Source organism: Actinoplanes sp. NPDC051405, from assembly GCF_055586185.1.
The window spans coordinates 132,123-147,314 of the sequence record NZ_JBVJIR010000017.1; the positions used below are offsets into that span (position 1 = coordinate 132,123).

At 74.5% G+C, this 15,192-nt stretch carries 6 protein-coding genes; all 6 read left to right on the top strand.

Annotated elements, in window-relative coordinates; genetic code table 11:
• Positions 1-28 precede the first annotated feature (28 nt).
• The 6 genes from ACZ6S4_RS32355 to ACZ6S4_RS32380 are packed head-to-tail and all read left to right on the top strand — an operon-like array spanning position 29 to position 15,142.
• Complete coding sequence (locus tag ACZ6S4_RS32355) at positions 29-9,106, top strand: SDR family NAD(P)-dependent oxidoreductase (RefSeq protein ID WP_465478547.1); 9,078 nt, start codon at positions 29-31, stop codon at positions 9,104-9,106.
• 8 nt (positions 9,107-9,114) lie between these two features.
• Positions 9,115-11,550 carry a beta-ketoacyl synthase N-terminal-like domain-containing protein gene (locus tag ACZ6S4_RS32360; RefSeq protein WP_465478548.1) on the top strand — a complete coding sequence of 812 codons (2,436 nt, stop codon included), beginning with the start codon at positions 9,115-9,117 and terminating at the stop codon, positions 11,548-11,550.
• On the top strand, positions 11,547-12,344 hold the full coding sequence (locus ACZ6S4_RS32365; protein WP_465478549.1) for a thioesterase II family protein: 798 nt from the start codon (positions 11,547-11,549) through the stop codon (positions 12,342-12,344). The genes ACZ6S4_RS32360 and ACZ6S4_RS32365 overlap by 4 nt, the downstream gene beginning before the upstream one ends.
• Before the next feature lies 1 nt (position 12,345).
• Positions 12,346-12,885 carry a flavin reductase family protein gene (locus tag ACZ6S4_RS32370; protein WP_465478550.1) on the top strand — a complete coding sequence of 180 codons (540 nt, stop codon included), beginning with the start codon at positions 12,346-12,348 and terminating at the stop codon, positions 12,883-12,885.
• Between the two features lie 30 nt (positions 12,886-12,915).
• A complete protein-coding gene (locus ACZ6S4_RS32375) occupies positions 12,916-14,325 on the top strand; it encodes an NAD(P)/FAD-dependent oxidoreductase (protein WP_465478551.1) in 1,410 nt (469 codons plus the stop codon).
• 55 nt (positions 14,326-14,380) lie between these two features.
• Positions 14,381-15,142, top strand: a complete 762-nt coding sequence (locus ACZ6S4_RS32380; protein WP_465478552.1) for a DsbA family oxidoreductase — start codon at positions 14,381-14,383, stop codon at positions 15,140-15,142.
• The last annotated feature ends 50 nt before the right edge of the window (positions 15,143-15,192 follow it).

Below are 15,192 nucleotides of genomic sequence, written 5' to 3' on the forward strand. Positions count from 1 at the left end.
TCGTACCCGATCACGAGGGAACCGGTTCATGGCTCAGAACACCACCGGCGCACCCGGCGAGCAGACCCCGCTCACCCGCGCCCTGCGTACCATCCGGACACTGCGCGAGCAGCTCGAGGCCCAGCAGAGCCGGCAGCCGATCGCCGTGGTCGGCGTCGGGCTGCGCCTGCCCGGCGGCATCAGCACGCTCGGAGGATACTGGGAGGCGCTGGCGGCGGGCCGCGACCTCGTCGGCTCCTTGCCGGCGGAACGCCAGGGCCCGTTCGCCGCCGACTGGGCGGGCCTGCCCCGGCGCGGTGGCTTCCTCGACGGCGACGTGCTGGACTTCGACGCCGAGTTCTTCGGGATCAGTCCCCGTGAGGCCCGCCATCTCGACCCCCAGCACCGGCTGCTGCTCGAGGTGACCTGGGAAGCCCTGGAGAACGCCGGCATCCCCGCGACCGCGCTCGGCGGGAGCTCGGCCGGGATGTACCTCGGTGTCATGTGGCAGGACTACCGCGACTGGCTGGAGGCGGAGCCGGACACGTACGCGACCACGGGCAACGGCCACAGCTTCGCGGCCGGCCGCATCGCCTATGCGCTCGGCCTGCGCGGTCCCGCCGTCGCGGTGGACACCGCCTGCTCCTCTTCCCTCGTCGCGGTGCACCTGGCGGTGCAGGCGCTGAACCGCGGCGAGTGCGACATCGCGTTCGCCGCGGGTGTGAACCTCATCCTGTCCCCGCGGTCGATGCGGCTGGTGCAGCAGACGCGTTCCCTCGCCCCCGACGGTCTGTGCAAGACCTTCGACGCCCGCGCCAACGGCTTCGTCCGCGGGGAGGGATGCGGCGCCGTCGTCCTCAAGCGCCTCGACCACGCCCTGCGGGACGGTGATCGGGTGCACGCCGTCCTGCACGGCACGGCGGTCAACCAGGACGGCCGCTCCGGCGGATTCACCGCACCCAACGTGCTGTCCCAGGTCTCGCTGATCGAGACGGCGCTGAACCGGGCCGGTCTGGAGCCGAAGGACATCGGCTACGTGGAGGCCCACGGCACGGGTACCGCGCTGGGCGACCCGATCGAACTGGAGGCGCTGGCCACCGCGCTCGGCCGCCGGAACGGCGGGGCCCCGTTGCCCGTCGGCGCGGTGAAGACGAACTTCGGGCACCTGGAGGGCGCGGCCGGGGTGGCGGGCCTGGTCAAGGCCGTGCTGTGCGTCGGCCGCCGGCAGGTGCCGCCACAGGTCAACTTCCGCACCCTCAATCCGCGCATCGACCTGTCCGGGACCGGGATCACGGTGCCCGAGCGGCTGCTGGACTGGCCGGCCGGGGCCGGCCGGTACGCCGGGGTGAGCTCGTTCGGGATGAGCGGCACCAACGCCCACGTGGTGCTGGGCCCGGCACCGGAGCCGACGACGGGACCGGTCATCCCGGTCACCGGCTTCGGCATCTCGGCGCGCACGGACACCGCGCTGCGCGAGCTGGCCGCGCGGTACGCCGACCACCTCGCCGCCGACGACGAACGGGCCGGGCCGGGCGGGTACGCGGCGTTCGCCCGTACGGCCACCCACGGACGGTCCCGGCTCCCGGTGAGCGCCCGGATCACGGCACCGGACGCGACCACCGCGCAAGCCGCCCTCCGCGCTCTGGCCGCCGACGAACCGCACCCGGCCGTCGGGCTCGGCCGGACAGGGCACGCCGGTACGCCGGACGATGTCGAGGAGAGGACGGCCGCCCCGCCTCGTCAGGTGGTGGACCTGCCGTCGTATCCGTGGCAACGGCAGCGGTACGCACCTTCATGGCCGTCCCCGGCGTCCGCCGGCCCGGCCGACAACGGCCTGCCCTTGACGCACGAGGTGAGGTGGGAGACGGCCGATCCGGGCGGCACGGACCTCGACGCCCGGTTCGTCGTGGCGGGCGACGACGACGAGCTGCGTGGTCTGCTGGTGGCTGAGGCGGCAGCGCGCGGGCAGCGCGGCACCGTCCTCGCACCGGCCCCGGTGGCGGTTCCGGAGGGCTGGGTCTACGGCCCACTGCCCGCCGGCGCCGAGGAGTGGGCGGAGTTCGGGGCTACGGCCGCGGGCGCCGGGCCGACCTCCGTACTGCTGGTGCCGGCCGCTCCGGCCGTACCGGGAACGCTCACCGACGCCGCCGGCATCCCCGGGGCCCTCGCCGCCACCGCGCGGCTCTGCGCGGGCGTGACCGGTGCGGTCAGCGCGCTGGCGGAAGCGGGCGGGGCACACCGCGCCTACGTTCTGACCGCCGGTGTGCTGCGCGTCGACGCGACGGAACGGACGGCGCTGACCGGCCACGGGCCGCTGCACGGCCTCGCGCCGGTGCTCGGGCTGGAACTCGGCTCGGTCTGGGGCGGCGTCGTCGACCTTCCGGCTGCTCCCACCCCGCAGGACGCCCGGACGGCGCTGGACTTCACCGCGGCGCAGACCCGCTCGGCCGCGCGCACCGGGGCGGTCATCGAGGACACCGCGGCGGTACGCGCGGGCGTGGTGCGCGTCCCCAGGCTCCGTACCGTGTCTGGCCATCACCCGCGGCTCCCGGTGCGTGGCGACGCCACCTATGTCGTCACGGGCGGACTCGGCGCCGTGGGACGGGAGCTGACGGCCGAGCTGGCCGGCCGCGGAGCGCGGCACCTCCTGCTGGTCGGCAGGCGCGCGGAGGCGGAGCTCACGGCGGAGGGGGCCGCGCTGCTGGCCGAACTGCGCGCTGCCGGTGTGGCGGTCGGCTACCGAAGCGGCGGCGCGCACACGCCGGCGGCGATCGCGGCGATCGAGACGGCCCTCACCGGGATGCCGCCGGTGGCGGGCGTCGTGCACGCCGCCGGAAGTCTCCGGCGGAGCCCGGCCCCGGAGGTCACGGCCGAGGACTTCGCCGCCGCGCTGGGCGCGAAGGCCGGGGCGGCCTGGTGGCTCCACCTCGCCTTCGCCGACCGGCCCCTGGACTTCTTCGTCCTGGTCTCCTCGGTGTCCGCGGTGTGGGGCACCGAGGACTGTGCGGCCTACTCCGCGGCCAACGGGGCCCTCGACGCGCTCGCGGCCCACCGCGCCGGCCTCGGCTTGCCGGCGGTGAGCCTGGCGTACGGCCCCTGGGCGCTGGCCGGAGCGGGGATGGCCGACGACGCCTCCCGGGAGCGGTTCGAGCGCCTGGGTGTCGGAGCGCTCACCCCCGCGGCCGGCCGGGCCGCGCTGACCGCCACGGTTGACTCGCCGGCCGGGCACATCGTGGCCTGCCCGCTCGATCTGCCCCGGCTGGCCGACGTGATGTCGGGGCTGCGGCCCCGCGGTCTGCTCACCGATGCGGCCGGATCCCGGGGGCCCGCCCCCACGGCGAACGGCGGCACCGCTCACCCGGCCGCCGTGCGCGAGCCGTCCGTCCGGGCCGAGCTGGCGGCGCTGCCGCCGAAGGCTCTCCCGGACGCCGTCCGTTCCCAGGTGCGCAGGCTGGTCGCGGCGCAGCTGGGACACGCCGATGCCGCGGCGCTCCGTACCGACGTCGGGCTCCTCGACCTGGGCCTCGATTCGATCATGGCCGTGGACCTGGCCGCCCGGCTCTCCGGCGCCTTCGACACCCCCGTGCCGGCAGCGGACGTCTTCGATCTGCCGACCGTGGACGATCTGACCGGGCATCTGCTGCGCCGCCTGCGGCCGGAACGGACCGGTTCGAACCCGGACGACGACCGGACCCGTGCGGTGCCCCGCGCCGAGCCGATACCCGCACGCGCGCACGCGCGTCCCGCCCCTGCGGCGGCGGCGCCCCCCGCCCTGGCGCCAGTTTCCCCGCCCGGAGGTGGCCCGCCAATCGCCATCGTGGGCATGGCGGGCCGCTTCCCGGGTGCCGGCTCCGTGGCGGAACTGTGGGAGCTGCTGCGCGAGGGCCGCGACGGCGTGACGACGGTGCCCGCGGACCGCTGGGACCGGACGGTCTTCCCCACCGGCGCTGACCAGGGCGGTTTCCTGGACGGGATCGACCTGTTCGACGCGGCCTTCTTCGACATCCCGGCCCGTGAGGCGGAGCACCTCGATCCCCAGCAGCGGCTGCTGCTGGAGTCGTCGTGGCACGCGCTGGAGGACGCCCGGATCGATGCTCGGACGCTCCACGGCTCCCGTACGGGTGTGTTCGCCGGCATCAGTTACGCCGACTACGCCCGGCTGCTGGCGCGCGGCGGACCCGACAAGATCGACGCCTACTACAGCACCGGCACCGCGCTGAACGCGGCCGTCGGGCGCATCGCCTTCACGCTGGGGCTGCGCGGCCCGGCGATGGCGGTCGACACAGCCTGCTCCTCCTCACTGGCCGCGCTGCACCTGGCGGTCCGCTCGCTGCGCTCCGGCGAGACCGACCTCGTGCTCGCCGGCGGGGTCAACGTGCTGCTCGACCCGCTGTCATCGGTAGCGGTCAGCCGCGCCCACATGCTCTCCCCGGACGGCCGGTGCCGGGCCTTCTCCGCCGGTGCCAACGGGTTCGTCCGCTCGGAAGCCTGCGGAGTCCTGGTCCTGAAGCGATGGGACGACGCCCGCCGGGACGGCGACCACGTCCTGGCGCTGGTCCTCGGCAGCGCCGTCGGCCAGGACGGCGCCTCGGCGGGTCTGACCGCTCCCAACGGCCGGGCCCAGGAAGAGATGCTCACGACCGCCCTGGCCGACGCGGGCGTCGACGGCTCACAGGTCTCCTATCTGGAGGCCCACGGCACCGGCACCGCACTGGGTGACCCCGTCGAGTTGCGCGCCGCCTGGCGGGTCCTGGGCCCGGGACGCGACCCCGGGAAACCGCTGCGGGTGGGCTCGGTCAAATCCAACGTCGGTCACTGCGAGTCGGCGGCGGGAGTCGTCGGCGTCATCAAGACCGTGCTGGCGCTGCGGAACGGCGTGATCCCCGCCAATCTGCACTTCGACACGCCGAATCCGCTGGTGCCCTGGGCCGACATGAACGTCCGGGTCGTGGACGCCCCCGTCGCCTGGCCCACCGGTGACGAGCCGCGGGTCGCCGGGGTCTCCGGGTTCGGCTTCACCGGCACCAACGCGCACGTCGTCCTCGCTGAGGTCCCCGGCGGCGACCGGCCCGTCCCGCCCGACGGGGACGAGCCGTTGCTGGTGCCGCTGTCCGCGCCGGACGGGGCGGGTCTGGAACGCCTCGCAGACGCCTGGGAGCGCTGGTTGACGGACGCTCCGGAGGGCGCTGTCGCCCCCGCCGCGGCCACTGCCGGCGCCGGACGCGCGCACTTGGCGTACCGGCGGGCGTTGCTCGGCCGCAATCGGACGCAGCTGCTGAAGGCGCTGCGTACCGCGCCGGCCCCGGCGCGGCCGGTGCGCGCGCCCCGGATCGCCTTCCTCTTCTCCGGCCAGGGCGGCCAGTACTACGGCATGGCCCGTGAGCTGTACGAGACCGAGCCGGTCTACCGCGAAGTCTTCGACGCCTGCGACCGGGTGCTCGCCCCGGTGCTCGGCGACTCGCTGGCCGACCTGACGCTGTACGGCGCGGACCGAGCGCGGCTCGATGAGACGAGGGTGACCCAGCCGGCCCTGGTGACCCTGCAACTCGCCCTCGCCGCCCTGTGGGAGTCCTGGGGTGTGACGCCGGTGGCGGTCATGGGACACAGCGTGGGTGAGATCACCGCCGCGGTGTGCGCCGGTGTGCTCGACCGGGCGACCGGTCTCGACCTGGTGGCCCACCGCGCCGGGCTCATGCAGCGGACCCGGCGTGGCGGCATGCTCGCCGTGGCCGCGCCCGAGGAGCAGGTGCTGGAGTGGATCGCGGGCCGCGATCTGGATGTCGCGGCGGTCAACGGCCCCGAGGCCACCGTGGTGTCGGGTGCGCCCGATGCCATCTCCGGGCTCATGAGCGCGCTCAAGGACCGAGGGATCCGCGTGAGCCTGCTGAGGGTGTCCCACGCCTTCCACTCCCGGCTGCTCGACCCGATGCTGCCGGAGTTCACCGAACGCCTGCGGCGGATGGAATTCCGTACGCCGGAGCTGCCGTTGGTGTCGAACATGACGGGGCAGCTCGCCGGCGCCGGCACGTACGACGCTGAGTACTGGGGCCGGCACGCACGCGGTCCGGTGCGGTTCCACGACGGCATGCGGCAACTGGCCGGGATCGACATCGACGTCTGCCTGGAGATCGGACCGGACCGGACCCTCGTCAACCTGGTGCAGTCCGGCGGCCTGGTCCCCGCGGATGGGCTCACGGCCTCGCTGCGGCGGGGTGCGTCCGACCGCCTGTCCCTGCTGACCGCCGCCAGATCCCTGTACGAGCGCGGTCACGACCTGGTCTGGGACCGGGTGTACCCCCCGCACAGCCGGCCTCGTGGCGAGGCGCCGCGGTACCCCTTCGCCAGGACCCGGCACTGGACGCCGCTCGCCGCGACCGCGGACCCGGCGCCCACGCCGGCACCCGGCCCTGTGCCCGCGGCGCCCGTCTGGGGCACCGAGCTGCGCTCCCCCGCCCTGCGGGGGCGGGTGTTCACCACCGAGCGGAGCACGGCGTACCCGCCGCACCTGACCGATCACCGGCTCTTCGGCACGGTCTCGGTGCCCGGTGCCTCCCAGACCGCCACCGTGTTGTCCGCGCTGGGTGCCGGGGGTGTCCCGGTCACGTTGGAGGACCTGCACTTCCCGCGCGCGCTCGTCCTGCACGAGGGCGAACGCTACGAACTCCAGCTCATCGACACGCGGGAGGACGACGGTTCCCGCACGGTGAGTGTGCGGAGCCTGGTCGACCCCGATCACAACCGCTGGCAGGAGCACCTGGCGGCCAGGGTCACCGTGGACCACCCCGGCGAGGATCGGCGGCCACCCGACCGCGAGACGTTCGCGGCGACCGCGGCCCGGCGCCTGAGCGGCTCGGACTTCTACCGGCACCTCCACTCCCTCGGCTACCACCTGGGCCCGTCCTTCCGGTGGATCGCGGAGGCCTGGATCCACGGTGACGACGCCCTCATCCGGTTCGCGGAGCCGGCAGGGATGACCGAGGATCCCGCCGAGTACGAGATCCATCCCGGGCTGCTGGACTCCTGTCTGCAGAGCGCGGTGGTCTTCGCGGTCGACGAACGGGACGGCGATGCGGAGGCCGAGGAGCTGGCCGTCCCGTTCGCGGCCGCGCGGTTGGCCTTCCCCCGACGGCCCGCCGGCGAACGCGGGCTCTGGGGACACGTGCGGGCGGTGCGGCAACGCAGCAGCGACGGCTTCGGGCAGGTCGAGTCGGCGGATCTGCACCTGTTCGACGCGGCCGGCACGACCGTGCTCACCGTGGACGGCTTCCGGTTCCGCTCCGCTCCCCGCGCCCTGCTGCAGCGCTCACTGCGCCGAGGTGTGCCGCACGCCTACGACCTCGCGTGGATGCCGGACCGGTCCGCCGCGGGCGATGCCGGCGGGCCGGGCGGGCTCCGGGTGGCGCTGCTCGGCGCCACGGAGCACACCGGACGCGCGTTGCGCACCGCGCTCACCCGGCTCGGACACCACGTGATCGCGGCGACGGAGCGGGAACCGGCCCGGCCGGAAACCGATCTGGTCCTCGACGCCCGCTTCTGCGCCCCGCCGGCCGCGGCGGAGCCGGACGGCCCGGAATCGCTCGCGGATGGGGCTCTGACCGCGGCCTGGCAGCTGACCGAGTCGCTGCGGGCGACACCGGCCGATGTCCCGTACGCCGTGCTCGCGACGACGGCGCAGGAGGCCGACGCCGCGGATGCCGCACCGGTGAGGGACACGCTGTTCGGACTGATCGCCTCCCTGGCGGCCGAGCAGCCCGGCCGCCGGTTGCTGCGGATCGCCCTCGCCGACGGTTGGGACGGCACCGCGCTCGCCGGCGTACTCACCCGCGCGGCGGTTTCCGATCAGGCAGCTGCCGTGGTCCGCATCGGTGCCGGCACAGTCCACACCGCTCGGCTGGTGCCGCACCGCGCCGACGACGAGCTCGCCGAGCCCGACGCCGGGGCACCGGGCGCGGCGCTGATCACCGGTGGTCTCGGCGCACTGGGCCTGAGCAGCGCCGCCTTCCTGGCCCGCCGCGGAGTACGCGCCATCACCCTCATGGCCCGGTCGGCCCCGGACGCCACCGCGCGTGCCGTCATCGCCGATCTGGCCGCGGACGGAGTACTCGTCGAGGTGGTCCGGGGTGATGTGACCGATCCCGGCGCCTGCCGTACGGCAGTGGCCACCGCGGCCCGCCACGCCCCCTTGCGAATCGTGCTGCACCTGGCCGGGGCCATCGACGACCACGCCTTCGAACGGCAGACCCGCGCGTCCTTCGAGGCGGTGTTCGCACCGAAGGCCCGGGGTGCGGTGGAGCTGTACCGGGCGCTGCGTGACCACCGGCTGGACGCCTTTGTGCTCTACTCGTCGGCGTCGGCCGTGCTGGGTTCACCGGGGCAGACGAATTATGCGGCGGCCAACGGTTTCCTCGCCGGCCTGGCCGAGTGGCTGCGGTCCCGCGGGATGGCGGCGGTCAGCGTCGACTGGGGGCCGTGGGTTCCACGCTCGCAGGGCGGTCTGGCCGCCGACGGCGCCACCCGGCGGGCCTTCGATCGTCGGGGGATCCGGCCGCTGACCGACCCGGAGGCCGAGGAAGTGTTCGGCCTGGTGCTGGGCGGGCGGCGGTCCCGGATCGTCGCGGCCGCACTCGACCCGGAGGCCGCCGGCCATCCCGTCGCGGCGATGCTCGCCCCTGCGACCGGACGGCGGGCGGCCGGCGGGACCGCACCGGAGCGAGGATGGCTGCGGAGCGCGCTCGACCCGCTGGCGCCGGAGGACCGCCGGGCCCTGCTGCTGCGCACCCTGCGGTCGATGACCGGCGAGGTGCTCGGCGAGGACGGGCCGGTGGACCCCGAACTGGGCTTCGGCGACCTGGGCGTCGACTCGATCATGACCATCGACCTGCGGGACCGGCTGGCCCGGGCGCTGGGCCGCGACCTGCCCGTCACCGCGGCTTTCGACCACCCCAGCGTTTCCGGGCTCACCGAGTACGCCCTGAGCCTGCTGTACCCGGCGCCGGACGGTGACCGTGCGGCGCGCCCGCGGCCCGAACCGTCCGAGGCCGACGACGCACTTCGCGACCTGTCGTTCGACGAGCTCCTGAGCACCGTCCAGGCGGACGTGTCGGCAGACACGGCAGGAGAGAGATGAGGCCGGACATGGACACCGCACAGATCCGCACGCTGATGGAGGACCAGCTCAAGCTCTCCCGCCGGCTGCGCGCCCGGATCAGCGAACTGGAGGAGGAACGGCACGCGAGCGTCGCCGTGGTGGGCATGGGCCTGCGGCTGCCCGGTGACGACGGCGGTGACCTCGATTCGCCCGAGGCCTACTGGGACTTCCTGCGCGCCGGGGGTACCGCGCTGTCCGGGCTGCCCGAGGAACGTCCGGGGCTGCGGGCAGTGTACGACCCGACACCCGGCAAGCCGGGCCGCTCGTACGTCGGCCGGGCGGGTTTCCTCGCCGACATCGCCCACTTCGACGCCGAGTTCTTCGGCATCTCCGCCCGCGAGGCCCGGTTCCTGGACCCGCAGCAGCGGCTGCTGCTGGAGACCTCGTGGGAGGCACTGGAACGGGCCGGCATCGCCGTGCGGCGCTCCGACCGTCTGAACGTGGGCGTCTACCTCGGGATCATGGCCTCCGAGTACGCCGAGCGGCTGGCCGACCGGGGGGACACCACGCGCATCGATCCGTACTACACCACCGGTGGTGGCCTGTGTTTCGGGGCCGGCCGGATCGCGTTCGTGATGGGCTTCTCGGGACCGGTCGTCAGTGTGGACACGGCTTGTTCGTCGTCGCTGTCGGCCCTGCATCTGGCGATCCGCGGGCTGCGGGCCGGCGAGTGTCGGTACGCCCTGGCGTGCGGGTCCAACCTGCTGCTGTCCGCCAACCTGATGGTGTCGCTGTGCCAGACGGGAGCGCTGTCTCCCGACGGCCGCTCGAAGTCGTTCCTCGCCGCCGCCGACGGCTACGGACGCGGCGAGGGAGTCGGCGCGCTGGCCCTGATGCGGCTGGACGACGCGCTGCGCGAGGGCCGGCCGGTGCACGCGGTGATCCGCGGCACGGCCATCAACCACGACGGGGCCGCGTCCGGTCTGACCGCGCCCAACGGCGCCGCGCAACGCGAGGTCATCCGGGCCGCGCTGGCCGACGCCCGGATCGGCCCGGAGGAGGTGGGCTGGGTCGAGGCGCACGGCACCGGAACCCTGCTGGGCGATCCGATCGAGATCGGAGCACTGGCCGATGTCCTGGGCGAGGCCGTACGGGACCGGGGCATCCCCCTCGCCCTGGGCAGCGTCAAATCGCGCCTGGGCCACCTGGAGGCCGCCTCCGGCATCGCCGCGGTCATCAAGACCGTCCTCATGCTGGAGCACGGGGAGATCCCCGCCGCACGCCACCAGGATGACGGCGAGCTGAACCTCCACATCCCGTGGCGGGACCTGCCGTTCGAGGTGCCGCTGCACGGCGGCCCGTGGCCCACGGGCCTGTCCCGCCGGGTGGCCGGCGTCAATTCGTTCGGCATGAGCGGCACGAACGCACACGTGGTGCTCGAAGCGTACGACCGCTCGGAAGCCGACGGCATCACCACCGTGGTCCCGCCTGGCGCCGGGGTGGAGCTGCTGACTGTGTCGGCCGGCGACGAGCAGGCCCTGGCGGTGCTGACCGCACAGATACAGGACCGTCTGCGGGCGACCGCCGAGGCTGATCTGCCCTCGCTGTGCCACACGCTGCGCGCCGGGCGCGCCGCCCACGCCCGGCGCCTGGCGGTGGTCGGCACGAGCGGGGCGTCCCTCGCCGGGGCACTGGAGCGCGCCGGCCACGGAACGGCGGTGCCGTCCGAGGCCGTCCGGTCGGTTCGGGTACGGGCGGTCGGCGAGGCCCGACGCCTGGTTCCGGCGCTCACCGCAGCCTTCCCCCGGCTGGTCGACGGCGAGCCGGACACCCAGGAAGACCCCGGGTTGCTGCTGTGCCGGCTGCTCGGCCGGCTGGGACTGCGAGCCTCGCCCGAGACCGGCGAGCCCCTGCCCGATGCCCTGGCCTCGGTGCACTGGGAGGGGGTCGGCGGAACGGCTGAGCCGCTGCTGGGCGTCGATCCGGCTGACGCTCCCACCCGGTTCCTCGAGGCGCTGGCCGTACTCTTCACCGCCGGCGCCGACCTGCGCTTCGACCGCCTGCGCGGCCCCTCGGCGCGGTTGCTCGGCGACCTGCCCACCTACCCCTTCCAGCGCCGGCGGTACTGGGTGGACGAGCCGGTGACCGGAGCGCGAAACGAGGAATCCACCGACGGCTCCGCGGCATCCCGGACCGGATTGCCACAACCGCACGACCGGGAGGCCGTACGGCAGCACCTGCTGACCGTGCTCACCGATGTCCTGCAGGCCCCGGATCCCCTGGACACCCGGCGGTCCTTCCTGGACTCCGGCGGGGACTCCTTCACCGCCACCGTGTTCATCACCCAGGTCGAGGAGCACTTCCCGGTGAGCCTGCCGCCGACCGACCTGCCGCTCGACCTGCCGCTCGCGGAGCTGTTCGGCCGGCTCGCCGACGGCATCGCCGGAGCGGCGGGCGACTCGGCGCGGGTGGTCCGCGCATGACGGCGCTCGTGCGGCCCCGGCACCTGGCCGACGCGGCCCTGCGGCTGGCCGTGTTCCACCACGCCGGCGGCTCGGCGACCGCCTACGTCCCGCTCGCCCGGGCCCTCCCGGCGGATTGGGACGCCGTGCTGATCGACCTGCCGGGACGAGCGCGGCGGCAGGCCGCGCCGCCGCCGTGGGACCTCACCGCCGTCGTCGACAGACTGGCACAGGACCTGCTGCCGGGGTCCGCTGCCGCACCGCTCGCGCTGTTCGGCCACAGCCTGGGCGCGGTGCTGGCCTTCGAGACCGCCCATGCCCTTCGCGAACGGGGCGTCCCGGTCGCCTGGCTGGGTGTGTCAGGACGCGTCGCGCCGGACGAACAGGCAGTGGTGCCCTGGCTCGACCCCCGTACCCCCGACGAGGACCTGGCCCCCGCCCTGCGCCGGTTGGGCGGCCTTCCGGCGCGGCTGGACGAGTATCCCGGCATCCGCCGGCGATTCCTCGACCTCACCCGCGCCGACCTGAGGGCGCTGGACCGCTACCGCCCCGACCTACGCCGGCGGCCGCTCGCCGCGCCCCTGACCGCCTTCGGCGGGATGGCCGATCCGCTCACGCCACCCGCGGCGCTCGCGGCGTGGGCCCGGCAGACCACCGGACCGTTCCGGGTACGGGCGCTGCGCGGCGGCCACTTCGGCCTGTTCGACAACGGGTTCAAACGGTTCACACCGATGCTCGTCGACGAGATCCGCGCCCACGTGCGGGAACGGGCCGCCGTCTCGTCGCACCCCGCAGGCGCACAGGAGAGGACCTGACATGACGACCCAACCGGCCGGCCGGGCACGTGCCGCGGGCCGGCCCGCGGATCTGCGTACCCTCATGGCGGCGTTCCCCACCGGGGTGTCCGTCGTCACGGCGACCGGCCGGGACGGCGCCCTCCGGGGGATGACCTGCACGTCACTGTGCAGCGTCTCGCTCGACCCGCCGGTGCTGCTGGTGTGCCTCAGACGTGACAGTCCCACGCTGGAGGCCGTGGTCGAAAGCGGCCGGTTCGCCGTCAACCTGCTGCACGCGCAGGCCCGATCGACGGCCGAGCTCTTCGCGTCCGGGGCTCCGGACCGCTTCGAGCGCGTCGTCTGGCAGGCCGGGGATGGCGCGGCCGGACCGCATCTGACGCACTCGTCGCACACCGTCGCGGACTGCTTGGTGATCAACGCCCAGACGGTCGGTGACCACACGGTCGTGCTGGGCGGCGTCGACGCGGTCACGCCGGTCCTGGACCGGCGCCCGCTGCTGTACGGGCTGCGCCGTTACGCCTCCTGGCCGGGAGTCGCCCTGTCCTCGGTAGAGACCTGACCCGCCCCCGGACACGGAAAGGAGACCGGGATGCCCGCACCATCCGGCCGACGGTCAGCCACCGCCGGTCAGCACGGAATCGTCCTGGGCGGAGGATTCGCCGGCATGCTGACGGCACATGTCCTGGCTGAACACCTGGACACTGTCACTGTGGTCGAGCGCGACACCCCGCCGGAAGGCCCGGGGCCGCGCAAGGGCGTGCCCCAGGCTCGCCACTCCCACCTGCTGATGGGAGCCGGCGCCCGGGCGGTCGAGGCGCTGCTGCCCGGCACGATGACGGCCTGGTCCGAGGCGGGCGCGCACGTGCTCGGCGCGCCCGGTGACGTGGCTTTCCTGACCAAGTTCGGCTGGCTGCCCCGCGCCGGGCACCGGGAGTTCGTGGTGTCCTGCGGACGCGACCTGCTCGACTGGGTGGTACGGCACCGGGTCCTGCGCAACGGACGCATCCGTGTGCTGCCGGGCACTGAGGTGGTCGGCCTGCTCGGCGACACCGAGCAGGTGACCGGCGCCCGGGTACGCACCCGCGGCACCGGCCGGCTGACCGACCTGGAGGGCGACTTCGTGGTGGCTGCCACCGGCCGTTCCTCGCACGTGGGGGCATGGCTGGAGGACCTCGGGCTGCCGCCGGTGCCGCAGGAGACGGTCGACGCGGGCACCGCGTACGTCACCCGGCTGTACCGCCCGGCTCCCGAGACGCACCGGAACACCCCCGCCATCGTCATGATCGCCAACGTCACCGGCGAGGCGACCGGCGGTGTGCTGCTTCCCCTGGAGGACGGCTGCTGGTCGGTGACGGTGATCGGCATGCGCGGATCGGAGCCCTCCACGGGCGAGGCGGAGTTCCTGGACTTCGCCGCGCGCCTGGGTCACCCGGCCCTGGCCGACCTGGTGGCCGGCGCGGTCCCCCTCGGGCCGAGCCGAGGTTTCCTCGGCTTGGCCAACCGGCGGCTGCGGTTCGACCGGCTCCCCCGGCACCCGGAGCGGTTCGTGGCGCTGGGAGACGCCGCCTGCACCCTCAACCCCTCGCACGCGCACGGCATGACGGTGGCCGCGTTCGGTGTCACGGCGCTGCGGGAGCTGTTGCGACGCCGCGGCACCGCCCCCGGCCTCGCGAAGCGCGTGCAGCGCTCGGTCGCTCAGGCCACCGGGACCGCCTGGCAGCTCGCCGTCGGCGACGATCTGCGCCACCCGGCCGTGGTCGGGCCCCGTCCATCGGTGGCGGCCCGGCTGCAGAACGCGTACTCCGACCGGGTGATGCGCGCGGCCGTCGCCGACCCGGCCGTGGCCCGCTCGCTGGTGGACGTCATGGCGCTGGCGCGGCCGACAACATCACTGGCCCACCCCCGGACTTTGGTTGCGGCGCTCCTCGGCCCGGGCCGCCGGGCCGGCCACGTCAGGTCCGGCCGTTCACCGGTGATGGGCAGCGCCGGTCCTGTATGAACGGTCACGCGTTTCGGCGTCGCGGTGTGGTCGCCGATCGTGGGAAGGTCCCTGCATGACAGACGACATCCAGGCCCCCGAGTCCGTGCCACAGGCGGACCTCGCCGAGGACGCCGTGGTCAACCCGGAGCCCGGCACACTCACGTTCTGGTCCGACATCGGCTGCCCCTGGGCGACTCTGGCGTTGCACACCCTGGGCGAGCGCGCCCGGGAGCGCGGCATCGGGCTGCGGATCGACCACCGCGCTTTCCCGCTCGAGCTGTTCAACCGGATACCGACGCCCAAGGTGCTGGTCGACGCCGAGATCGTGGCGATCGCCGGAAAGCTGCCCGAGCTCGGCTGGCGCCTGTGGAGCGGCGCGGAGTACGCCTACCCCGCCACCCTGTTGCCCGCCCTGGAAGCGGTCCAGGCGGCCAAGGACCCGGCCGTGGGCGGGCTGGCCGCCAGCGCGGAGCTCGACGTGGCGCTGCGCAGGGCGTACTTCGTGGAAAGCCGGTGCATCAGCGTGCACCCGATCATCCTGGAGATCGCCGAGGACTGCCCGCAGGTGGACGCGGCAGCGCTGGGCGAGGCGCTCGCAGCGGGTCGTGGCCGGGCCGAGGTCTACCAGCAGTGGCACGTCGCCGAAGGGCCGCGGATCCAGGGCAGCCCCCACCTGTTCACGGCGGACGGCTACGCCGAGCACAACCCGGGCGCGTCGCACCGCTGGACCGACCGGCCGCCGCTGGACTTCCCGGTGCAGTCGCACGGCTTCCCGGTGCTCGACAACTACCGGCCGGAGTGGGCGGACGAACTGCTCGACCGGCTGGCCGGCTGACCGACGCCGGCCCGCGTGACCTCCCAGTTCCGGGAGAGTCACGCGGGCAT